Annotated in this window: 21 protein-coding genes and 1 pseudogene; 8 read left to right on the top strand and 14 right to left on the bottom strand. The window is 72.5% G+C overall.

All coding sequences use genetic code 11. The features are described 5' to 3' along the window. Positions 1 to 30: 30 nt before the first annotated feature. Entirely contained in the window at positions 31 to 1,131 is a 1,101-nt protein-coding gene (locus C7S10_RS14870) for a DNA glycosylase AlkZ-like family protein (RefSeq protein WP_108345210.1), read from the top strand. After that, a complete protein-coding gene (locus C7S10_RS14865) occupies positions 1,128 to 1,583 on the top strand; it encodes an XdhC family protein (protein ID WP_108345209.1) in 456 nt (151 codons plus the stop codon). The genes C7S10_RS14870 and C7S10_RS14865 overlap by 4 nt, the downstream gene beginning before the upstream one ends. Here C7S10_RS14865 and C7S10_RS14860 read toward each other — a convergent pair. Genes C7S10_RS14860 through lepA form a run of 3 tightly spaced genes read right to left on the bottom strand, consistent with a single transcriptional unit; the run spans position 1,550 to position 4,827 of the window. Next, complete coding sequence (locus tag C7S10_RS14860) at positions 1,550 to 2,425, bottom strand: alpha/beta hydrolase fold domain-containing protein (RefSeq protein ID WP_207769391.1); 876 nt, start codon at positions 2,423 to 2,425, stop codon at positions 1,550 to 1,552. The two genes, C7S10_RS14865 and C7S10_RS14860, sit on opposite strands and share 34 nt — an antisense overlap. Next, on the bottom strand, positions 2,422 to 2,940 hold the full coding sequence (locus C7S10_RS14855) for a HutD/Ves family protein (protein WP_108345207.1): 519 nt from the start codon (positions 2,938 to 2,940) through the stop codon (positions 2,422 to 2,424). Before C7S10_RS14855 ends, C7S10_RS14860 begins: the two co-directional genes overlap by 4 nt. A 3-nt stretch (positions 2,941 to 2,943) precedes the next feature. After that, on the bottom strand, positions 2,944 to 4,827 hold the full coding sequence (lepA, locus tag C7S10_RS14850) for a translation elongation factor 4 (protein ID WP_279303172.1): 1,884 nt from the start codon (positions 4,825 to 4,827) through the stop codon (positions 2,944 to 2,946). Positions 4,828 to 5,003: 176 nt separating this feature from the next. Between lepA and C7S10_RS14845 the strand changes: the two genes are divergently transcribed. Then, the gene (locus C7S10_RS14845; RefSeq protein WP_108345205.1) at positions 5,004 to 5,525 is read left to right on the top strand and encodes a hypothetical protein; all 522 of its coding nucleotides are present in this window, start codon (positions 5,004 to 5,006) and stop codon (positions 5,523 to 5,525) included. On the opposite strand, the gene C7S10_RS14840 is transcribed toward C7S10_RS14845, so the two are convergent. From C7S10_RS14840 to C7S10_RS14830, 3 genes are read right to left on the bottom strand one after another with little or no spacing between them, the layout of a single operon-like run. Beyond that, positions 5,507 to 6,670, bottom strand: a complete 1,164-nt coding sequence (locus C7S10_RS14840; protein WP_108345204.1) for an RNA polymerase sigma factor — start codon at positions 6,668 to 6,670, stop codon at positions 5,507 to 5,509. The genes C7S10_RS14845 and C7S10_RS14840 overlap by 19 nt on opposite strands. A gap of 6 nt (positions 6,671 to 6,676) precedes the next feature. Then, complete coding sequence (locus C7S10_RS14835; RefSeq protein ID WP_108345203.1) at positions 6,677 to 7,093, bottom strand: YciI family protein; 417 nt, start codon at positions 7,091 to 7,093, stop codon at positions 6,677 to 6,679. Between the two features lie 36 nt (positions 7,094 to 7,129). Beyond that, positions 7,130 to 7,696 carry a GNAT family N-acetyltransferase gene (locus C7S10_RS14830; protein WP_108345202.1) on the bottom strand — a complete coding sequence of 189 codons (567 nt, stop codon included), beginning with the start codon at positions 7,694 to 7,696 and terminating at the stop codon, positions 7,130 to 7,132. Positions 7,697 to 7,748: 52 nt separating this feature from the next. Here C7S10_RS14830 and C7S10_RS14825 point away from each other — a divergent pair, with 52 nt between their 5' ends. Beyond that, on the top strand, positions 7,749 to 8,699 hold the full coding sequence (locus C7S10_RS14825) for a phosphotransferase family protein (RefSeq protein WP_108345201.1): 951 nt from the start codon (positions 7,749 to 7,751) through the stop codon (positions 8,697 to 8,699). Positions 8,700 to 8,847: 148 nt separating this feature from the next. Beyond that, a complete protein-coding gene (gene rpsT / locus C7S10_RS14820; RefSeq protein ID WP_108345200.1) occupies positions 8,848 to 9,108 on the top strand; it encodes a 30S ribosomal protein S20 in 261 nt (86 codons plus the stop codon). Between the two features lie 640 nt (positions 9,109 to 9,748). On the opposite strand, the gene holA is transcribed toward rpsT, so the two are convergent. The 7 genes and pseudogenes from holA to C7S10_RS14790 form a co-directional block, all read right to left on the bottom strand. Continuing rightward, positions 9,749 to 10,735, bottom strand: coding sequence for a DNA polymerase III subunit delta (gene holA, locus C7S10_RS14815; RefSeq protein WP_108345199.1), 987 nt, complete (start codon positions 10,733 to 10,735; stop codon positions 9,749 to 9,751). Between the two features lie 12 nt (positions 10,736 to 10,747). Further along, on the bottom strand, positions 10,748 to 11,950 hold the full coding sequence (locus C7S10_RS23005; protein WP_279303171.1) for a ComEC/Rec2 family competence protein: 1,203 nt from the start codon (positions 11,948 to 11,950) through the stop codon (positions 10,748 to 10,750). Positions 11,951 to 12,003: 53 nt separating this feature from the next. Then, positions 12,004 to 13,110, bottom strand: a pseudogene (locus C7S10_RS22835) (ComEC/Rec2 family competence protein); the annotation flags it as partial. Then, on the bottom strand, positions 13,019 to 13,894 hold the full coding sequence (locus tag C7S10_RS14805) for a helix-hairpin-helix domain-containing protein (RefSeq protein ID WP_108345198.1): 876 nt from the start codon (positions 13,892 to 13,894) through the stop codon (positions 13,019 to 13,021). The pseudogene C7S10_RS22835 and the gene C7S10_RS14805, both read right to left, overlap by 92 nt. A gap of 110 nt (positions 13,895 to 14,004) precedes the next feature. Beyond that, positions 14,005 to 14,865 carry a DegV family protein gene (locus C7S10_RS14800; RefSeq protein WP_108345197.1) on the bottom strand — a complete coding sequence of 287 codons (861 nt, stop codon included), beginning with the start codon at positions 14,863 to 14,865 and terminating at the stop codon, positions 14,005 to 14,007. A 16-nt stretch (positions 14,866 to 14,881) separates the two neighbouring features. Further along, a complete protein-coding gene (gene leuS / locus C7S10_RS14795; RefSeq protein ID WP_108345196.1) occupies positions 14,882 to 17,398 on the bottom strand; it encodes a leucine--tRNA ligase in 2,517 nt (838 codons plus the stop codon). Between the two features lie 193 nt (positions 17,399 to 17,591). Beyond that, complete coding sequence (locus C7S10_RS14790) at positions 17,592 to 17,978, bottom strand: DUF4870 domain-containing protein (RefSeq protein WP_108345195.1); 387 nt, start codon at positions 17,976 to 17,978, stop codon at positions 17,592 to 17,594. A gap of 180 nt (positions 17,979 to 18,158) precedes the next feature. Here C7S10_RS14790 and C7S10_RS14785 point away from each other — a divergent pair, with 180 nt between their 5' ends. From C7S10_RS14785 to C7S10_RS14775, 3 genes are all read left to right on the top strand, one after another. Beyond that, a complete protein-coding gene (locus tag C7S10_RS14785; protein WP_108345194.1) occupies positions 18,159 to 18,677 on the top strand; it encodes an ArsR/SmtB family transcription factor in 519 nt (172 codons plus the stop codon). Positions 18,678 to 18,738: 61 nt separating this feature from the next. Continuing rightward, positions 18,739 to 19,995, top strand: coding sequence for an MFS transporter (locus tag C7S10_RS14780; RefSeq protein ID WP_108345193.1), 1,257 nt, complete (start codon positions 18,739 to 18,741; stop codon positions 19,993 to 19,995). A 68-nt stretch (positions 19,996 to 20,063) separates the two neighbouring features. Then, positions 20,064 to 20,828, top strand: coding sequence for an SDR family NAD(P)-dependent oxidoreductase (locus C7S10_RS14775; RefSeq protein WP_108345192.1), 765 nt, complete (start codon positions 20,064 to 20,066; stop codon positions 20,826 to 20,828). Here C7S10_RS14775 and rocD read toward each other — a convergent pair whose 3' ends face one another. After that, the gene (rocD, locus tag C7S10_RS14770) at positions 20,829 to 22,049 is read right to left on the bottom strand and encodes an ornithine--oxo-acid transaminase (protein ID WP_108345191.1); all 1,221 of its coding nucleotides are present in this window, start codon (positions 22,047 to 22,049) and stop codon (positions 20,829 to 20,831) included. It lies immediately after the preceding gene. Positions 22,050 to 22,082: the final 33 nt, after the last annotated feature.

Below are 22,082 nucleotides of genomic sequence, written 5' to 3'. Positions count from 1 at the left end.
TCGGTCCGCTCTTCCCCCTAGCGTGAGGCCATGGCCTACGCACTCGAGGACCTCGCCGCCCTCAGCCTGGGGCGCCAGTTCCCCGTCTCACCGCCCGACGACGTCGCCGCGCTCGTCACCGCCACCGGCCCCGTCCAGTCCCAGACCGCGCGGTCACCGTTCATCGGGCTCGCCGCGCGGCGACCGGGCACGACCGGGGCCGAGATCGCGGCGGCGTACGACGCGGGCGAGATCGTGCGGGGCAGCACCATCCGCGGCACCGTGCACACCGCGACGCCCGGGCAGTTCGCCGCGCTGGGTGCTGCCACCCGGGTCGGGCAGCGGACCCTGTGGCAGCGGATGCTCAAGCTGGAGCGTGGGACGCTGGACGACCTGTGGTCGTCGACCGAGCGCTTCGCCGCTGACTGGCGCACTCCCGACGAGCTCGAGGCCCATCTCCACGACTGGCTGCTCGAGCACGAGGGCCGCAACCCGGTCGAGGGGCAGACGGTCGGTCGCTACCTCGCCTTCGGGCACGGCGGACTGGTGCGCCGTCCCGTCAACGGGACCTGGTCGGGGCAGGGCGCTCCCGTCTACCGCACGCTCGTGCCGGCGGCGCCCGTCTCGCCCGTCGACGCCGTGGCGATCCACGTGCGCTGCCACGGTCCGGTGTCGCGCCACGACGTCGCGTGGTGGTCGGGGCTCGGGCTGCGGGTGATCGACGAGGCGATCGAGCAGCTCGGGCTGGTGGGCGTCGAGGGTCCGGACGGGAGGTCGTACGTCGACGTGCCCTCACCGCCGCCGGGCCGCACGCTCGAGGGGGTGCGCCTGCTGCCGGAGTTCGACGCGCTGATGTGCGGCTACGACCCGGCCGCGCGCGACCGGTTCGCGGACCCCGGGCACCTGCGCCGCCTCTGGAACCAGAGCAACGGGATGGTCCTGCCACCGCTGCTCGTCGACGGGCGGATCACGGGCTACTGGCGCGCCACCGGGTCGGCGTCGAGGCGGCCGCTGGAGATCGTCTGGTTCGCCGGCACCAGGAAGCCGCGGAAGGCCGAGCTGGACGCTCCCGTCGCGGCGCTCGAGGCCGGGCTCGGCATCGCGGTCACCGGGGTGACGCTGACGCGCGAGGCTGTCAGGCTGGGGGGATGACTCCGCCTCGCGAGCAGCCCTGGTCGGACGAGCAGCCCACGCACGGGCGGGTCCTGCTCCTGACCGACAACCCGATCGCGCGGGCCATCGCCTCGATCGCGGGCACCGTCGGTCGTGACGTGGTCGTGCAGGCCGTCGACGACGGCGGCCCGGGCCTGGACCCGCAGGCCGGCGACGCGGTCGTGCTGTGCGACCACGACGCACCCGACGCGCCCTCGGTGCTGCGGGCGGCGCTGGCATCCGACGCGTCGTACGTCGCGATGATGGCCAGCCGGCGCCGGGCGGAGGGTGTCGTCGAGGAGCTCGCCGCGGAGGGCGTCGACGTCAGCCGGTTGCACGTCCCGGCCGGTCACAACCTCGGCGGCAAGGCGCCGGGCGAGATCGCACTGTCCGTCGTGGCCGAGATCGTGGCCGAGTCCTACGACCGGCCCGGCGGTCCGATGCGGGGCTGACCCGCCGCACGGACCTCGTCGGCGACCATCGCCATCGTGGTGCGCGCCCGCCTGGGGTCCTCGGTGAGGAAGTAGTGGTCGACCCCGGGCGTCACGTCGTGCACGACCCGCACCCCCGCCGCGCGCAGGCGTGCGGCGTACGCATCTCCCTCGGCGCGCAGGACGTCGCGCTCGGCCGTCAGCACGACCGCCGGCGGCAGGCCGGTGAGGTCATCGGCCAGCAACGGCGAGGCGTAGGGCTCGAGCCGGGTGGCGGGATCGGGCAGGTAGACGCGGCGCACGAGCCGTCGCAGCTCCGGCGAGATCATGCCCGGGTCGCCGTCGCGCGGCTCGGCGGACAGGTCGAGGGCGGCGATCCCCAGCACCTGGAGCGTGGGGGTGAAGCTCGCGAGGTCGCGCGCCTGCAGCGCGACCGAGGCGGCGAGCCCGCCGCCGGAGCTGAACCCGCCGACCGAGACCGGCGTGCCGTCCTGGGCGAACCACGCCGCCGCGTCGTGGGCCTGGTGCTGCGCCACGGGATAGGCGACGCGGGGCGCGACCTCGAAGTCGACGTTGGCCACGATGACCCCCGCGGTCGCCGCGAGGTAGCGGCACCACCAGTCGTCCATCGCCGGGTAGCGCATGAGGAACGCGCCGCCGTGAAGGTGGACGTGCACCGGCGGCCGGTCGGCGCCGGGCGGACGGTAGACGTGCACGGGGACCCGGCCGTGGCGCGTCGGCACCGTGGTCCGCGTCGGCGTCGGGAGGTCCTGCCCGGCGAAGCGGAGGTTGTCGCCGTACGACACCGTGAACCGCGCCGTCGCCCGCGTCAGCTCGACCCGGAGGCGGTCGGAGAGCCTCACGAGCGCTGGAGGGTGACGACGGCCAGCGTGCATCGCCCACCCACCTCGGCCGGGCCGACGACGAGGTCGTACGCCGCTGCGCTCTCGTCGCCGACCATGCCCTGTCCCTGCAGCACCAGCGCGGCCTGGTCGGCCGCCAGCGGCAGCGCGGACCCGCGGCCGAGCTCGAGGACGGTGACGAACGGCTCGACCGCACCGGGGTCGACGATCACGTTCAGCACCTCGACCGGTCCCTCCGGGACGCTCGCGCCCACCTCGGCGTCGCCGGCGAAGGCGAACGGCCGCCGCGGCTCGACGACCTGGTCCACCCCCTCGACGGTGAGCTGGAGGACCGGTCCGTCGACGACCGTCAGCAGCCGGCCGCGGCCGGGGAAGGTCGAGAACGGCCCGTCACGGTCGATCGTGGCGAGGCTGATCCGCCACGCCCCGTCGTCGGCGACGGCCAGCTCACGGGTGGTGCCTCCGCCGTTGGGCCACGGACGAGGCGCGACGGCGTCGCGGCGTACGACCGACAACGGCTACTTCTTCGACTCCGCCGGCTGCGTGGTGGCCAGCGCGGCGATGAACGCCTCGGGCGGGACCTCCACCGAGCCGATGTTCTTCATCCGCTTCTTGCCCGCCTTCTGCTTCTCCAGCAGCTTGCGCTTGCGGGAGATGTCGCCGCCGTAGCACTTGGCGAGGACGTCCTTGCGGATGGCGCGGATGTTCTCGCGGGCGATCACGCGCGCGCCGATGGCGGCCTGGATCGGCACCTCGAACTGCTGGCGCGGGATGAGCTCCTTGAGCTTGCCGGCCATCATCACGCCGTAGCCGTAGGCCGCGTCGCGGTGCACGATCGCGGAGAACGCGTCGACCGGCTCGCCCTGGAGGAGGATGTCGACCTTGACGAGGTCGGCGGCCTGCTCGCCGGAGCGCTCGTAGTCGAGGGACGCGTAGCCCTTGGTGCGCGACTTGAGCTGGTCGAAGAAGTCGAAGACGATCTCGCCCATCGGCAGCGTGTAGCGCATCTCGACGCGGTCCTCGGAGAGGTAGTCCATCCCCTGCAGGTTGCCGCGCTTGGTCTGGCAGAGCTCCATGATCGTGCCGATGTAGTCGCTCGGGCTGAGGATCGTCGCCTTGACGACCGGCTCGTGGACCTCGTCGATCTTGCCCTCGGGGAACTCGCTGGGGTTGGTGACGACGACCTTCGAGCCGTCCTCCATGAGGACCTCGTAGACCACGTTGGGGGCGGTCGAGATGAGGTCGAGGTCGAACTCGCGCTCGAGCCGGTCGCGGGTGATCTCCATGTGCAGCAGGCCGAGGAAGCCGATGCGGAAGCCGAAGCCGAGCGCGCCCGAGGTCTCGGGCTCGAAGGTCAGTGCCGCGTCGTTGAGCTGCAGCTTCTCCAGCGCCTCGCGCAGGTCGCCGAACTGGTCCCCGTCGATCGGGTAGAGCCCGGCGTAGACCATCGGGTTGGGATGCTTGTAGCCGCCGAGGGCGTCGACGGCGCCGTGGTGCTGGGTGGTGACCGTGTCACCGACGCGCGACTGGCGCACGTCCTTCACCCCGGTGATGAGGTAACCCACCTCGCCGACCCCGAGCTCGGTGGCCTTGACCTGCTCGGGGCTGATGACCCCGATCTCGAGCATCTCGTGGGTGGCGCCGGTCGACATCATCTTGATCCGGTCGCGGTGGGTCAGCGAGCCGTCGACCACCCGGACGTAGGTGATCACGCCGCGGTAGGTGTCGTAGACCGAGTCGAAGATGAGCGCGCGGGCCGGCTTGTCGGCGTCGCCGACCGGCGGCGGCGTCTCGGCCACGATGTGGTTGAGCAGCTCCTCGACGCCGAGCCCGGTCTTGGCGCTCACGCGCAGCACGTCGTCGGGCTCGCAGCCGACGAGGCCGGCCAGCTCCGCGGCGTACTTCTCGGGGTTGGCGCTGGGCAGGTCGATCTTGTTCAGCACCGGGATGATGTGGAGGTCGGCGCCCATCGCGAGGTAGAGGTTGGCCAGCGTCTGCGCCTCGATGCCCTGCGCGGCGTCGACGAGCAGCACCGCGGCCTCGCACGCCTCGAGGGAGCGCGACACCTCGTAGGTGAAGTCGACGTGGCCGGGGGTGTCGATCATGTTGAGGACGTAGGTGCCGGGCTCGGCGGACTGCTCGTTGCCGGCGGGCACGGTCCACGGCATCCGGACGGCCTGGCTCTTGATCGTGATGCCGCGCTCGCGCTCGATGTCCATGCGGTCGAGGTACTGCGCCCGGGCGGCGCGCGCGTCGACGACGCCGGTCAGCTGGAGCATCCGGTCGGCCAGTGTGGACTTGCCGTGGTCGATGTGCGCGATGATGCAGAAGTTGCGGATGATCGCCGGGTCGGTGCTGCCCGGCTGGGGCGCGGCACGGTTGGACACAGGCTGCTGGGTCACGATCGACTTTCGGTGGGTACGGCGAGGGCCCGGTCATTCTTCCACGCAGGGCAGTCGCCCCACGAACTCCCGACGCCCCGTCGACGCCGCGGTTGACCCTCCGGGCAAAGAACGCTCGACTGGACGGACGAGGACGACCCCATCGGGGGTGTCGTCCGCCGAGTCTGGAGTCCTCCATGACGAACCTGTCCCGCGCCCTGCGCGCCACCGCCACCGCCGGCTCCCTGTCCATGGTGCTGGCCACCGTGCTCACCGCGAGCCTGGTCGCCACCGCCGCGCCGAGCTGGGCCGTCACCAAGCTCAGCGACGCCTCCGCCGCGTCGCAGCTCGCGGCATCCGGCATCTCCCGGTCGTCGAGCGGCGGGTGCACCGACCGCAACGTCGGCACCTGCACGTCCTACGAGCAGATCAACCAGGAGACGGTCAGCGGCATCAAGACCTTCACGTCCATCAGCGGCTGCGCGATCACGATCACCGGCGGCACCGAGACCGGCCATGCGTCGGGCACCTACAGCCACTGGAACGGCTACAAGGTCGACATCTCGGTCACGACCTGCGTGTCCAACTACGTGACGAGCCACTACGCCTACTCCGGCTCGCGCAGCGACGGGACGCCTCTCTACACGGCGCCGTCGGGCAACGTGTACGCCAAGGAAGGCAGCCACTGGGACATCACGTACTACTCGTGCGGCTGCTGAGCCTGTCCTGACCGGAGCTCGGCGGCCCGCCGGGTGAGGTGGTCGCGCTCGGGCGCGCTGGTCGTGAGACCGGCCGCCCGGGCGCAGGCCTCCGCGGCGGCGGCCCGGTCTCCGGCGAGCTCGAGCAGGTAGCCGCGCACGGCGTGGAACTGCGACAGCCCGGCGCACGCCTCCTCCAGCTCGCCGAGCTCGACGAGGGCCCTCCCGCCGCCGCGCACGTGCGCCACCGCGACGAGCCGGCCCAGGCGGGCGACGGGGTTGCCGGCCAGGGCCACCAGGTCGTCGTACCACCCCAGGACCTGGCCCCAGTCGGTCTCCTCCCACGATGCGGCGTCGTCGTGGAGTGCGGCGATGGCGGCCTGGAGCTGGTACTCCCCCGGCCGGCCCTTCGCCAGCGCCGACTGCAGCAGACCGACCCCGGCCGCGATCTCGCGGGTGTCCCACAGCGACCGGTCCTGACGGTCGAGAGGCACCAGCCGGCCGTCACGCCACCGGGCGGCGTCGCGGGCACGGTGCAGCAGCATCAGCGCGAGCAGGCCACGCACCTCGGGCTCGGCGCTGGCCCTGGCGAGCTGGCGCGTCAGCCGGACCGCCTCGGCGGCGAGGTCGACCTTGCCGCGGTGGCCGGCGTGGAAGACGAGGTAGAGCACCCGCAGCATCACCGCCAGGTCACCCGTGCGGTCGAGCGGGACGTCGCGGATCGCGGCCTTGGCCCGGCTGATCCGCTGGGCCATGGTGGCCTGCGGCACGAGGAAGGCATCGGCGATCTCCGCCGTCGTCAGGCCGCCGACCGCCCGCAGGGTGAGGGCGATCGACGACGCGGGCGTCAGCGTCGGGTGGCAGCACAGCGCGAGCAGGAGGAGGGTGTCGTCGGCCTGCTCGCTCGGACCGGGCTCCGGCTCGTCGGCGTCCGCCTCCTCGCGCCTGCGGCGGGCGGCCTCGCTGCGGCGTACGTCGATGAGCCTGCGCTGCGCGACGGTGATCAGCCAGGCGCGGGGATTGGCCGGCGGTGTGCTCGGCCAGGTGCGCACCGCCTCGACCAGCGCGTCCTGGACCGCGTCCTCGGCCGTCGCGAAGTCGTTGCCGCGACGGACGAGGATCGCGATCACCTGCGGGACGAGCCCTCGCAGCAGCTCGTCGTCCACGACGGCTCAGTCCTCGGTGGGGACGCCGCCGTCGTCGGTGTAGACCTGCCGGACCTCGATCCACTCGTGCATCGGCTCGCCGTGCTGGTCGGGGCCGGCCGAGACGATCGCGGCGATCTCCAGCGCACGCTCGCGGGACTCGACGTCGACCATGTACCACCCGGCCGCGAGGTCGCTGGTCTCGGGATAGGGGCCGTCGGTGGTGACGGGCGAGGCTCCCTCTCCGCCGTACTGCACGAAGACCCGCTCCTCGTGCAGCGCCTGCGCGTCGACGAGCTCGCCGCTCTCCTCGAGCATCCGGCTGATGTCACGCAGGGACTGCATGTGGTCGTCGACGCGCTCGGGCTCCCACTGGTCCATCGGGGGGACGTCGTGGTGGTTGTCCGGGCCGCCGCGGTAGTGCTTGAGCAGCAGGAACCTCATGGGGATCTCCTTCGTGGGTGGCCCCGGCGGGGCCGATCACTCCTGGGACGGAGCCGCGGCCGCCGTCTCGACATCGGTCGGCACCCAGAATCTCAGCTTCTGCGCGCGCTGGTCCTCGAACACCCCGCCCGCCGCCTCGATCACCTTGCGCGACGCCACGTTGGTGTCGTCGCAGGTCAGCAGGGCCGGGTCGATGCCCAGCGCGTGGACGTGCGGCAGCACGGACCGCAGCATCCAGGTGGCGTGCCCGCGGCGGCGTGCCGAGGCGCGGATCTCGTAGCCGACGTGGCCGCCGTACTCCGCCAGCCAGTCGTTGAGCGCGTGCCGGCACGAGATGCGCCCGAGGTAGCGGTCGCCCTCGACGAGCCACCAGGTGGACTGCGGGACGTGGTGGTCGGGCCGCGGGGCGTCCGGGGTCGCGTCGGCGTGGAGGTAGGCGACGAAGTCGGCGAAGCCGTCCTCGGACTCCCAGCGGTCGGCGAACTTCTCGCGCCACAGGCCGAGCATCGTGTTCTCGCCGCCCCGTCCCTCGGCGAGGAACTCCTCGACCGACTCCAGGAAGGACTCGCGGACACGGACGTCGGGCTCGATGAGGTCGGGCATGCAGCGATTATCCGATTCACGTCCAGCGCGATTCCTTGGGGAGGATGTCGCCATGCCGTCCACGCTCGACCCGTATCCCGTCCCGGCCGGGAAGACCGCCCGACGTCTCGAGTGGTCGTTCCTGCCGCCCACCCTGCGCACCTACATCGAGCGCAAGTGCGGCTCGCCCGTGGTCGAGGCGATCTCCCAGACGTCCGGCTTCACCCCCGGCTTCGCCAGCGTGCTCGTCTGCGCGGACGGCTCGCGGCACTTCGTGAAGGCGGCCTCGGTCAAGGCGCAGCGCCTGTTCGCCGACTCCTACCGCGAGGAGGCGCGCAAGCTGGCGCTCCTCCCGCCCGGCGTCCCCGGCCCGCGCCTGCTCTGGCACCTCGACGACGACTGGGTGGTGCTCGGCATCGCGTACGTCGAGGGGCGCGCGCCGCGCCGTCCGTGGCGCGCGGGCGACCTCGACGCCGCGCTCGACGCGCTCGAGGTCGTGGCGGACGCGCTGACCCCGCCGCCGACCGGGCTCGACCTGGACACCGCGGAGGACGACTTCCGCCCGCTCGTCGCCATGTGGGACCGCGTGCGGTCGACCGACCCGGACCTCCCCCACCTCGAGGAGGCGGCCGCCCTCGCCGGGGCCGCCCTCGACGTCGTCGGCGGCGAGACGCTCGTCCACACGGACGTCCGCGACGACAACCTGCTCCTCGACGCCGAGGGCCGGGCGTGGATCTGCGACTGGAACTGGCCGATCGTGGGCGCGGCGTGGATCGACACGCTCCTCACCCTGGTCGGACCCCGCGGCGACGGCCTCGACGCCGACGAGGTGCTCGCCTCGAGACGGCTGACCCGCGACGTACCCCCCGAGTCGATCGACCGGGTGCTCGCGCTCCTCGCGGGCTACTTCATGGCCTCCGCCACCGAGCCCGTGCCGCCGACCTCGCCGCACCTGCGCGACCACCAGCGCTGGCACGGCGAGGTGTGCTGGCGCTGGCTGGGCGAGCGTCGCGGGTGGCAATGAGCCCGCACCGACACGATTTGGGCGGTTCCGCGCCTCGGCGGTAGTGTTTGCCCTTGCATGTCCGGCGCCCGACCCCGTCCACGGGGTGAGTCGGCAGCCGACACCACGATCTTCTCCTGACCAGCAACGAGCGAGCAAAGGTTCTCCTGTGGCCAACATCAAGTCCCAGATCAAGCGCAACAAGCAGAACGAGAAGGCGCACGAGCGCAACAAGGCCGTCAAGACCGGCCTCAAGTCCGCCGTCCGCAAGTTCCGTGAGGCCGTCGCCGCGGGCGACAAGGACGTCGCCATCGCCGCCGGCCGCGACGCCGCCAAGAAGCTGGACAAGGCCGCCTCCAAGGGCGTCATCCACAAGAACCAGGCCGCGAACCGCAAGTCGTCGATCGCGAAGCAGTCCGCCGCTCTCTGATCCACACCCACCGACGCCCCGCCGCTCTGCGACGGGGCGTTCGTGCGTCTCGGGGACCGCTCTCCCCCTCGCGGCGGTGACCCAGCCACATTCCTCGGCTCGCGAACGTGGCTCACCCACCGCGCACAGGCGAGGCGAACAGCGGCACGCCGAGAAGCGGTGCGACACCCACATTCCCCATCGGCAGAACGGGGCTCACGCACCGCCGAGCCGGCGAGCCGAGCACGCCGCGCGCGCCAGCGGTGACCCACCCACACTCCGGCGCACGAAAGTGTGGCTCACGCACCGCCGAGCCGGCGAGCCGAGCACGCCGCGCGCGCCAGCGGTGACCCACCTACACTCCAGCGCACGAAAGTGTGGCTCACGCACCGCCGAGCCGGCGAGCCGAGCACGCCACGCCCACCAGCGGTGACCCACCTACACTCCAGCGCACGAAAGTGTGGCTCACGCACCGCCGAGCCGGCGAGCCGAGCACGCCGCGCGCGCCAGCGGTGACCCACCCACACTCCAGCGCACGAAAGTGTGGCTCACGCACCGCCGAGCCGGCGAGCCGAGCACGCCACGCCTACCAGCGGTGACCCACCCACACTCCGGCGCACGAAAGTGTGGCTCACCCACCGCTGCGTAGGGGTGCCAAGCGTCAGCGGCTGGTGCGCAGGTCGGCGACGGTGAGGACCAGCCGCTCCAGGGTGTACGCCGCGTCGTGCGCGCGGCCCTTGATGTCGGCGTCCGCCACGGCGATCGCCCGGACCGCAGCCGAGATCCCCTCGGGGCTCCACGAACGGGACTGGTCACGGACCTGCCGCACCTTCCACGGCGGCACGCCCAGCTCGCGGGCGAGGTCGGCCTCCCGCATGCCGTTGGGAGCACCGAGGAAGCGCGCGAGGCTGCGCGCCGACCCCGCCATCGCCGACGTCACCAGCACCGACGCGGTGCCGCCGTCCATCGCCCATCGCAGCGCCTCGAGCGCCTGGCCCTTGCGGCCGGCGAACGCCGCGTCCGCGACCGCGAACGACTTGGCCTCGGCGCGGCCGCCGAAGTAGCGCTGGACCTTCTCGGTCGTCAGCTGCTCGCCGGGGAAGTCGTTGGTCAGCTGGTGGGCGGCGGCGGCCAGTGAGCGCAGGTCGCCGCCGACGGAGGTGACGAGGAACGACGCGGCGTCGGAGGCGATCTTGGCGCCGTGGCTCGCCACCTCGGAGACGACGAACCCGGCGAGGTCGGACGCCTTGAGCTCCTGCGACTTCACCTCGGTGACGGCGGGGAGCTTGCGCAGCTTGGTGAGCAGTCCGCTGCCCTTCGCACCGCCGCCGTGGACGAGCACCAGCGCGATGTCGTCGACCGGCGCCGCGGCGTAGTCGAGGATGCCGTCGTAGCAGTCGTCGGGCAGGCCCTCGAGCGAGCGGATGATCACGCACCGCGTCGAGGAGAACAGCGACGGGGCCGCCATCTCGCCCAGGCTCGACAGGGTCAGCCCGGCCGCCTCGGAGTCGGCCACCTCGGCCTCGGAGTCGTAGGCCTTGACGGCGGTGCGCACGCCGACGACGGTGCGCTCGCTGAGGAACTCCTCCTTGCCGGTGACGAGGATGATCCGGCCGAGGACCTGGGCGGCAGTGGGGGTGGAAGCCATGGTGGGAGGAGCCTAGCCGCGGGTCCGGACAGCGAGCCCGTCGTCGGTCGACAGCACCAGCACGTCACCGTCGAGGTCGGTGCGCCGCACCGTCGCGCCGGTCGCCTCGAGAGCGGCCACGACCCCCGGATCGGGGTGGCCGTAGTCGTTGTCGGCGCCCACGCTGACCAGCGCGAGACGTGCTCCGAGCCCCGTCAGGAAGTCGAGGTCCTGCTGCCGGCTGCCGTGGTGCGGCACCTTGAGCACGTCGACGGCCAGGCCGGGGAGGGTACGGCGCAGCGCGAGCTGGCCCGGTGGCTCGATGTCGCCGGTCAGGAGGATGCGCACGCCGCGCACCTGCGCCAGCAGCACCACGCTGGCGTCGTTCGCCGCGGACCCGTCGGCGACCCCGGAGGTGGGGGCGTCGGGCAACGGCCACACCGTCTGCAGGGTCACCTCACCGACCCGTCGCGTCGCGGCGTACGGCGCCACCACCAGCTCCGAGGTGACCTGCTGAGCCACCTGGGCCGCGCCCTGGGGCGGGTCCACCATCGACGTGACGTCCACCTCGCCGACCGTGCGCCCGTCGAGCACGCCCGGCAGTCCGTCGACGTGGTCGGCGTGGAAGTGCGTGAGGACGATGAGGGGCACGGCGCGCACGCCCAGGCGGTCGAGGCACCGGTCCATCAACACCGGGTCGGGGCCGGTGTCGACGACCACGGCGGCGGACCCGCCGGCGTTGAGCACCAGCCCGTCCCCCTGCCCGACGTCACACATCGCCAGCACCCAGTCGTCCGGCGGCCACCCCGGCGTCGGTGGCCGCGTGAGCACGGTGACGACGAGCAGCGCCGAGCACCCGACGCCGGTGACCGGGGAGCGCAGCAGCCGCGGAGCGAGGACGACCAGGCCGACGCACAGTGTCGTGATCGCGACCAGCGCGACCGGACCGGTCCCCCAGTCGACGGCGGCGGTGGGCAGAGCGGCCCCGCGCTCGGCCACCACGACGATCCACGACACCGACCACGCGGCGGGCGCGGCGACGACCTGGCCCAGCGGAGCCCAGAGCAGGCCCAGCAGGCCGCCCGCGAGCCCGAGCACGGTCGCGGGCGCGACGGCCGGCGCCGCCAGCAGGTTGGCCAGCACCGCGACCAGGCTGATCTGTCCCGAGATGGCGGTGACGACCGGCGTGCAGGCGACCTGTGCCGCGGCGGGACCGAGACCGCTTCCGCCGCCCATCGCGGCAGCCAGCGCATCATCGCGTCGCGCCACGACGGCGCCAGGAAGAGGATCCCCCCGGTGGCCAGCACGGACAGCGCGAACCCGGCGGTCACGGCCAACCCGGGGTCGACCAGCAGGAGACCGAGGACGGCGGCGCCGAGGCAGCGGGCGCCTCGCTCGCGTCCGTTGCTGCCCATCCCGACCAGCGCCACCGTCCCCATCGCCGCCGCCCGCACCACGCTCGGCTCGGTCCGCGCGATCAGGACGAAGCCGACGATGCCGATCGCGGACACGACGTAGGCCCAGCGGCCGCGCACGCCACACCACCGCCCCACGACCAGCAGGAAGCCGACGAGCAGCGTCAGGTTGGTGCCCGACACCGCGAGCAGGTGGGTCAGGCCGGTCGTGCGGAAGTCGTCGGCCAGGTCGGGGTCGAGCCCGCTGTCGTCCCCCACGACGAGCGACGGCACGAGCTCGCGGGCGTGCTCGCTGCGCGGCGCGACCGACCGCCGGATCGAGGCCCTCACCGCGGCCGCCCCGCGCCACCAGACGTCCGGCTCGGACACCCGGCTCGGCGGGCCGCGGACCGACAGCACCCCGAGCACCGCCGGTCCGCCGCCGTCGTCGGGCGAGAGCCGGCCGGACAGGCGCACGTCGGAGCCGAGCGGCACGTCGAGCCAGTCCTCGTCGGCGAGCAGCACGACGGGTGCTCCCAGCGCGTACGTCGCACCGCGACCCGACACCTCCTCGAGCACGCCGCGCACCACCACGATGTCGCCGAACCGCCCGGCCACGGCCCGCGGGTCGCTGGTCACCGAGACCCGTGCCGACACCGCGGCCCGGTCGGCGACCAGCTCCGCCACGGGACCGGTGTCGAACGCGGCCACCCGGAGCGTCGCCACTCCGAGCACCGCCGTCGCGGCGAGTGCGCACGCCAGGGCCGGCCACGAGCGACGCGCGACCGCGGCGACCACCGCGAGCAGCGCCAGCACCAGGCCCAGCCACACCGGGAGTCCCGCGGCCGCCAGCCCGCCCAGCCACGCCCCGACCCCGAGCAACGGCAGCCGCAGATCGTGCACCACCTCCTCAGATCGTCGCGTGCGGAGCGATCTCCGCGAGCGTCGCGTCGCCGATGCCGTCCACCTCGAGCAGCTCCTCGACCGAGGTGAAGCCGCCATGCTCGGTGCGCCACGACACGATGGCCTCGGCGGTCACCGGGCCCACCCCGGGCAGCGACTCGAGCGCCGTGAGGTCGGCGGTGTTGATGTTGACCAGCGGACCGCTGTCGCCCGGCCCCGGCGTCGCGCCCACGGAGCCCACCACCCCCGGCGGCAGCGGCACCCCGACGAGGACCTGCTCGCCGTCGACCAGCGGGCGGGCCAGGTTGAGCGAGGACAGGTCGACCCCACGGCGTGCGCCGCCCGCCGCCTCCAGCGCGTCGACGACCCGCGAGCCAGCCGGCAGCACCGCGATGCCGGGCCGGCGGACCTTGCCGGCCACGTCGATCGTGACCTCGACCGCGTCGGGACTGCTCGACGCCGACGGTCCCGCCGTGGCGCCGGACGAGGCGGGCGGCGACACCGAGGTCAGCGGCTCCGCCACCGGCGCCAGGTCGGGCACCGGCTCGGGGGCGGACCGCACCGCGAACCACGCGGCGACCCCCACGGCGAGGGCGATCACGACCGCGATCGCCGCGACGTGCGTCGCCGTCAGGTCGATGCGCGAGGCCCAGCCGCGCGTCCCCGGGCGCCGGGTCGAGTGGCGTCCGGGAATCGGCACGACCGGCGCCGGGTCCGGGTCAGGGTCGGGAGCGGCGTTCAGCCCCCGCACCTGCGTGTGCCGGTGCGCCAGTGGCGGGTCGCCCCGCACGGCGGCGAGCTCGGCGCTGAGGGTGGCGAGACGGCGCGAGACGGCCTCGGCGTGCTCGTCGCTGGTCGTGCTCCGCGGGTGGATGGGACGCATGCGTCGAACCTAGGCAGGGGTCCGGGTCGGGGCCACCGACCGGGAGAGCGCCTGTGGACAACCGCGTCCGAGCCGCGCTCATCCACAGGAGGACGGCGAGAAGTGGCCCGTCAGCCGAGGCGGGGCGCGACGCAGACGGCGACCATCCCGGGACCCACGTGCGCGCCGAGCACGGCTCCCAGCTCGCCGCACCAGATGTCGCGGCCGGCCAGGTTGTCCTCGAGCCGCTCGGCCAGCTCCGCGGCGAGCTGTTCCGCCCGGTCGTGGTTGGCGAGGTGGGCGACGTAGACGTCGACCTCGGACTCCCCCGCCGCCTCGACGGCGAGGTCCTCGAGCCGGGCCAGCGCCCGGGCCGCGGTGCGCACCTTCTCCAGGTTGGCGACCGTGCCGTCGGCGATCGAGAGCAGCGGCTTGACCGACAGCGCGCCACCGAGGATCGCGGCGGCGGCGCCGATGCGGCCGCCGCGGCGGAGGTATTCCAGCGTGTCGACGTAGAACAGTGACGTCGCCGCCGCGGCACGGTCGCGCGCCGCGTCCGCCGCCTCGGCGGTCGTTCCCCCGGCGTCGAGCACGTCGACGGCCGACAGCGCGGCATAGCCGGTCGCGGCGCCGACCTGGCGGCTGTCGATGCACGTCACCGGGACCTCGACCTGCGCGGCCGCGAGCTGGGCGGACTCGACGGTGCCGCTCATGTCGCCGGAGATGTGGATCGAGATGATCTCGTCCGCACCCTCGCGGGCCAGCCGCTCGTAGACCTCCACCATCGCCGCCGGGTTGGGGCGCGAGGTGCTGACCGGCACGAAGTCGGCCAGCGCCTGGGCCACGAGCTCCGGGGTGGCGCCGTCGCGCCCCTCGTCGTACACCTGCGCACCGATGACGACCTGCAGCGGCACGACCTCGATGCCCCGCGCCCGCGCCTGCTCGTCGGGGATGCACGCGGTGGAGTCGGTGACGACGACGGTGCGGGGCATGGGCCGAAGGCTAGCGTCAGCCGACGACGATGTTGACCAGCTTGGGAGCCTTCACGATCACCTTGCGGATGGTCGCCCCGTCCAGCGCGCGCACGACGGCCTCGTCCGCCAGGGCCGCGGCCTCCAGGTCGGCCTCGGAGATGTCGGGCGAGACCTCCAGGCGGCCCCGCACCTTGCCCCGGACCTGCACGACGGCGGTGACGGAGTCCTCCACCAGCAGCGCCTCGTCGACGACCGGCCAGCCGGCCCGCGCGACCGTGGGCTGGTGGCCCAGGCGCTCCCACATCTCCTCGGCGACGTACGGCGCCACCAGCGACAGCAGGATCGCGACCGCCTCGACGGCCTCCCGCACGGCCGGGTCGGCCGGGCCGCAGCCCGAGTCGATGGCCTTGCGGGTCGCGTTGACCAGCTCCATGGTGCGGGCGACCATCACGTTGAAGCGGTGCTTCTCGATCAGGTCGGCCGCCTCGTGGACGGTCTTGTGGGTCAGCTTGCGCAGCGCGACGTCACCCGCCTCCGGCGCGGTGCCGGGCGCGGAGGTCACGTCACCGCTCAGGCGCCAGGCGCGCTGCAGGAACTTCAACGACCCGCTCGGCGACACGTCGGCCCAGTCGATGTTGTCCTCGGGCGGGCTCGCGAAGACCAGCGTCAGGCGCACCGCGTCCACGCCGAACTCCGCAAGTTGTCCCCCCAGACTGACGCCGTTGCCCAGCGACTTGCTCATCTTGCGGCCGTTGTTGATGACCTTGCCCTGGGACAGGTACGCCGAGAACGGCTCACCGAAGGACAGCAGGCCCAGGTCGCGCAGGGCCTTGGTGAAGAAGCGGGCGTACAACAGGTGCAGCACGGCGTGCTCGTCGCCGCCGATGTAGATGTCGCACGGCCCCCACATGTTCACCAGGTCGGGGTCGAAGGCCTGGCTGTCGTCGTGGGGCGAGCAGTAGCGCAGGAAGTACCACGACGAGTCGACGAAGGTGTCCATCGTGTCGGTGTCGCGCTTCGCCGGACCTCCGCACGTCGGGCAGGAGACGTTCACCCACTCCTCGGCCCCGCCCAGGGGTGAGACACCCTTCGGCTTCAGGTCGGCGCCGCGCAGGGCGGGCAGCTCGACGGGCAGCTGGTCGTCGGGCACGGCGACCTCGCCGTCGACCGGGCAGTGGATGATCGGGATCGGCGCGCCCCAGTAGCGCTGGCGCGACAGCAGCCAGTCGCGCAGGCGGAAGTTGACGGTGCCGCGACCGGAGCCCTGCTCGTCCAGGAAGGCGATCGCCGCGGACTTCGCGTCGGCGACCGACATCCCGTTCAGGTCCAGCCCGACCGAGGCGGCGCCGTCGGCGGGCGAGTTGATCGTCGCGCCCTCGCCGGAGTAGGCCTCACCCTCGAAGTCGGCCGGCGGCTGCGTCGTACGCACGATCGGCAGGCCCATGACCGTGGCGAACTCGAAGTCGCGCTGGTCGCCGCCGGGCACGCCCATGACGGCGCCCGTGCCGTAGTCGGCCAGCACGTAGTCGGTCGCCCAGATCGGGATCTGCTCGCCGGTCACCGGGTTGGTGGCGGTGACGCCCAGGTCGACGCCGGTCTTGGGGCGGTCGGTGGACAGCCGCTCGATCTCGGTCTCGCGGCGGATCTCCTCGCGGTAGGCCTCGAAGGCCGGGCGCTGTGCGTCGGTGACCAGCTCGTCGGCCAGGGCGGCGTCGACCGCCACCACCATGAAGGTGGTGCCGAAGATGGTGTCGGGCCGGGTCGTGTAGACCGTGATCGGCTGCTCCCGACCGGCGACGGCGAAGTCGACGTGCGCGCCCTCGGAGCGGCCGATCCAGTTGCGCTGCGCGTTGACGACCTTGTCCGACCAGGTCGGCTGCAGGTCGTCCAGCGAGTCCAGCAGCTCCTGCGCGTAGGCGGTCGTGCGGAAGTACCACTGGGTCAGCTCGCGCTTGGTGACCACGGCGCCGCAGCGCTCGCAGGCGCCGTCGACGACCTGCTCGTTGGCCAGCACGGTCTGGTCGTTGGGGCACCAGTTGACCGGCGACTTCTTGCGGTAGGCCAGCCCCTGCTCGAACAGCCGCAGGAACAGCCACTGCGTCCAGCGGTAGTACTCCGGGTCGGAGGTGTTGAAGCGGCGCGACCAGTCGAAGCTGGCGCCGTACTTCCTGAAGGACTCGAACTGCGTGTCGATGTTGCCGTAGGTGTAGTCGGCGGGATGTGCGTCGTTGCGGATCGCCGCGTTCTCCGCGGGCAGGCCGAAGGAGTCCCAGCCCATCGGGTTCAGCACCTCGTAGCCGCGCTGCCACCAGTAGCGCGTCAGCACGTCGTGCAGGGCGGTCACCTCGCCGTGACCCATGTGCAGGTCACCGCTGGGGTAGGGGAACATCGTCAGCGCGTAGCGCTTCTCGCGCTCGCCGGAGCGGACGACCTCGTCGTCGGCGCGGAACGGCTCGAGCCGGTCCCAGACGGGCTGCCACTTGGCCTGCACGGCCTCGACGTCGTACGTCGCCGCCTGCTCGCCCTCGGTCTGCTCGTGCGTCTCGCTCATCGTTCGTTCCCTCTCGTGCGACTCCTGCTGATGACATGAAAAAACCCCTCGCATGGAGGGGTTGCCGCGTGACGGTGGTCCGTCAGCGCGGCTGGTCAAGAAGCAGGGACTGCGTGCTCATGCACCCATGCTACCGCCGAGGGCGCCGCAACGGCGACCCGGTTGGGGCCGGGTCGCCGTCGGGTGGAGGAGCTCAGCGCACGAAGCGCGGGGTGAGCGGCGGGTTCCACCACTGGCCGCTGTTGGCCTTCACCGCGCCGAGCAGGTGCAGGACGAACGCGAAGACCAGCGCGAGCGGGTAGGTCACGAAGCCGATCAGCACGAGCATCAGCGGCAGCGAGACCAGCAGCACGATGCCGGTGATGATCTGCACGTTGAGCGAGTTGGCGGCGTGGGCCCGGACGAACGGGCCGCGGTCCTTGTACATCAGGTAGATGACGAGCGAGCCGACGAAGCCGAGGAGCCCGGCGGAAAGCACCATCGCGACGAGCGGGACGCCGTGGGCGACCGCGCCGAGGGTGCGCTCCTGGCTCGCCGAGATGTCGGTGTGCGGCTGGGCGTAGGGATCGGGCTGACTCATGGGGACCTCCTGAGGTCTGGTGTCACCCACTCAAGCACGCCGACGGAGCACTTTCATCCCGCTTCGGGGGTCGTTCAGGGTCGGCTCAGGGCCGGTTGCGGGTCGACCCTCCAAGAAGTGTTTGACAGTCGCCCGGCGTCTCGTGCACCATGACTCCCCAACGACTCTTGGAGGGAAGCGATGGACGACGGCCTGAGCGCACTGCGGTCCGTGGCGCACCCGGTGCGGCTGCGGATCCTCTCGATGCTGACTGCCCAGGCCATGAGCGCCGCCGAGGTTGCGCGCGAGCTGGACCTGACCCACGCCAACGCGTCGTACCACCTGCGGGTGCTCCACGACGCCGGTGAGCTCCAGGTCGAGAGCGAGGAGAAGATCCGGGGAGGTACGGCGAAGCGCTACCGCTACGTCGTGGGGCCGGCCGTCGCCCGCTCGCCCGGCGCGTGGACCGCGGAGGACGAGCTGGCCTGGCAGGTCGCCACCCACACCGAGATCGTGCGCCGCATCGGCCACGGCGCCCACGGCCCCGGCAACTCCTCCGACATCGAGACCTGGGTGACGCCCGAGACCTGGCGCGCGGCCATCGACCAGGTCGCGGCGGCGATGACGATGCTGCACGAGGCGGCACAGCCACCGCGGACCGAGGGGACGATCCACGTCAGCGCCTCCGCCCAGGCATTCGTGATCGGGGACCCGGCATGAGCACCCCACCGCCTTCTTCTCCCCCGCTTCGCTCCTCCGAACAAGACTGCGGGGACCCCGCATGACGTGGGCCAACGCGGTCCGGCCGCTGCGCAACCGGAACTTCGCGTGGTACTTCGCCTCGCGCTTCGTCAACACCCTCGGCAACATGATGGCGAGCATCGCGCTCGCCTTCGCGGTGCTCGACATCACCGACTCCCCCGCCGCGCTGGGTCAGGTGCTGGCCGCGCACACGATCCCGATGGTCGCGCTGCTGCTCTACGGCGGCGTCATCGCCGACCGGTTCCCGCGCACGCTGGTGCTGCAGTTCTCCAACTTCGCCTCCGCGATCAGCCAGGGCGCGATCGCGCTGCTGGTGCTGGGTGGGCACGCCGAGATCTGGATGCTCGTGGTGCTCAGCATCGTGCACGGCGCGGTCTCCGGCATCGGCTTCCCCGCCATGGCGAGCGTGCTCCCCCAGCTGGTGCCCCGCGAGCACCTCCAGCCGGCCAACGCGCTGATCTCGCTGACCCGCAACGGGATGGCGGTGCTCGGCCCGACCATCGGTGCGCTCCTGGTCGTCACCGTCGGCGCCGGCTGGGCGCTCGCGGTCGACGCGGCCACATGGCTCCTCGCCGCCCTGCTCCTCCTCCCGGTGACGCTGCCGCCGAAGCAACCGGACAAGGAGCGCCCGGACACGATCCGCGAGCTGCGGGAGGGCTGGACCTTCTTCTGGTCGGTCCCGTGGCTGTGGGCCGTCGTCGTCGGCTTCGGCGTCCTCAACCTCATCCACGCCGGGGCGTGGACGACGCTCGGCCCGGCCGTCGCCGACGACACGATCGGCCGCCAGGCGTGGGGGCTCGTGCTGTCCGCCGAGGCCGTCGGGCTCCTCGTCACCACGGTCGTGCTGCTGCGCGTCCGCCTCGAGCGACCACTGCTGCTCGGCATGATCGGCGTCTCGATGATGGCCCCGCCGATGCTGGTGCTCGGCGCCTCACCCCACCTCGTCGGACTCGTCGTGGCGGCGTTCATCTCCGGCGCCGGCACCGAGGTCTTCGGGATGGGCTGGAACCTCGCGATGCAGGAGAACATCGAGGACCGGATGCTGTCGCGCGCCTACTCCTACGACGCGCTCGGCTCGTTCGTGGCGATCCCGGTCGGCCAGCTCGCCTTCGGACCGCTCGCCCTGGCCTTCGGGTTCCGGCCGGTGCTGGTGGCGGCAGCGATCGCGTACGTCGCCGTGGTGGCGCTGGTGCTGTGCTCACGCTCGGTGCGCACCCTGCCGCGGCGCACGGACTCCGAGTCCGACACCGTCGCCGCCCCCGCTGCCGGTGCGTGAGCCATCGTCGACGTCCGCCGATCGTGGCTCGCCCACCGCTCGAGCAGCAGGCTGGCTAGGGTCGCCCCATGACCTCCACTCCTGACATGTTCCGGCTCGACGGCAAGGTCGCGATCGTGACCGGGGCGTCCAGCGGCATCGGTGTCGCGTTCGCGCAGTCCCTGGCCGAGGCCGGTGCCGACGTGGTGCTCGGCGCGCGCCGCGTCGAGAAGCTCGCCGACACCGCGAAGCTCGTGGAGGCGACCGGCCGCCGCGCCCTGACCGTCGCCACGGACGTGGCCGACCCGGAGGCCTGCCAGGCGCTGGTGGACGCCGCGATGGCCGAGTTCGGACGGGTCGACGTGCTCGTCAACAACGCCGGGGTCGGCACCGCCGTACCCGCGACCCACGAGACGCCCGAGCAGTTCCGATCGGTGATCGACGTCAACCTCAACGGGTGCTACTGGATGGCGCAGGCCTGCGGGCGCGTGATGGAGCCCGGCTCCTCGATCATCAACATCTCCTCGGTCCTCGGCATCACCACCGGCGGGCTGCCGCAGGCCGCCTACAGCGCGTCCAAGGCCGGCCTCAACGGGCTGACCCGCGACCTCGCTCAGCAGTGGATGGAGCGCAAGGGCATCCGGGTGAACTCGATCGCGCCCGGCTTCTTCACCAGCGAGATGACCGACACCTACCCCGATGGCTACCTCGACCTCGCCATGATGCGCGTGCCGGCGCGCCGCAAGGGCGACCCGGCCGAGCTCGCCGCGACGGTGGTGTTCCTCGCCTCCCCCGCCGCCGGCTACATCACCGGGCAGACGCTGCCGGTCGACGGCGGGATGACGATCGCCTGATCAGGCGGCCGCGGCGAGGATCTCGCGCACCGAGGTGACCAGCAGGTCGATGTCCTCGTCGCTGGCGACCAGCGGCGGCGCGAAGCGCACGGTCGCCCCGTGGGTGTCCTTGGCGAGGATGCCGCGCTCCATCAGGGCCTCCGACATCTGGCGCCCGGTCATCAGCGCCGGGTCGATGTCGATGCCGGCCCAGGCGCCGCGCACGCGGATGTCGGAGAGGCCCTGGCCGACCAGCGGCGTCAGGCCGGCGAGCAGCTGCTCGCCGATCTCCGCGGACCGCGCCTGGAAGGTGCCCTCCTCGAGCATGGCGACCACCTCGGTGCCGATCGCGGCCGCCAGCGGGTTGCCGCCGAAGGTCGAGCCGTGCGAGCCGGGGGTGATGACGTCCATGATCTCGTGGTCGGCCGCGATGGCGGAGACCGGGTAGATGCCGCCGCCGAGCGCCTTGCCCATGATGTAGATGTCGGGGACGACGCCCTCGTGGTCGCAGGCGAAGGTCTTGCCCGAGCGGGCCAGGCCCGACTGGATCTCGTCGGCGACCATCAGCACGTTGCGCTCGGTGCAGAGGGCGCGCAGGTCGGTCAGGAACCCGTCGGGCGGCGTGACGACGCCGCCCTCGCCCTGGATGGGCTCGAACAGGACGGCGACCGTGGTCTCGTCGATGGCCGAGGCGATGGCCTCGACGTCGCCGTACTTCACGCTGCGGAAGCCGGTGGTGAACGGGGCGTAGCCGGAGGTGGCCACGTCGTCGTCGGAGAAGCTGACGATGGTGGTCGTGCGGCCGTGGAAGTTGCCCTCCATCGTGATGATCGTGGCCTGGCCGGCCGGGACGCCCTTGACCTCGTAGCCCCACTTGCGGCTGACCTTGATCGCCGTCTCGACGGCCTCGGCGCCGGAGTTCATCGGCAGGATCATGTCCTTGCCGGTCAGGCGGGCCAGCGCCTCGGCGAAGCCGCTGAGCTTGTCGTTGAAGAACGCGCGGCTGGTGAGCGTCAGCCGGCCGAGCTGCTCGCGTGCGACCGCCACGAGGCGCTCGTTGGTGTGGCCGAAGTTGAGGGCGGAGTAGCCCGCGAGGCAGTCGAGGTAGCGCTTGCCGTCGACGTCGACCACCCAGGCACCGTCGCCCTCGGCGAGCACCACGGGCAGCGGGTGGTAGTTGTGCGCCGCGTAACGCTCGGTGGTCTCGATGTGGCTGGCGGTGGTGCTGTGCGTCCCGGTCATGGCGTCATGGTGGCACCCGCCGGACCGGTTGGC

It is taken from the genome of Nocardioides currus (assembly GCF_003057875.1).
Classification (GTDB): domain Bacteria; phylum Actinomycetota; class Actinomycetes; order Propionibacteriales; family Nocardioidaceae; genus Nocardioides; species Nocardioides currus.
This window is presented reverse-complemented; position numbering and strand designations above follow the sequence as displayed.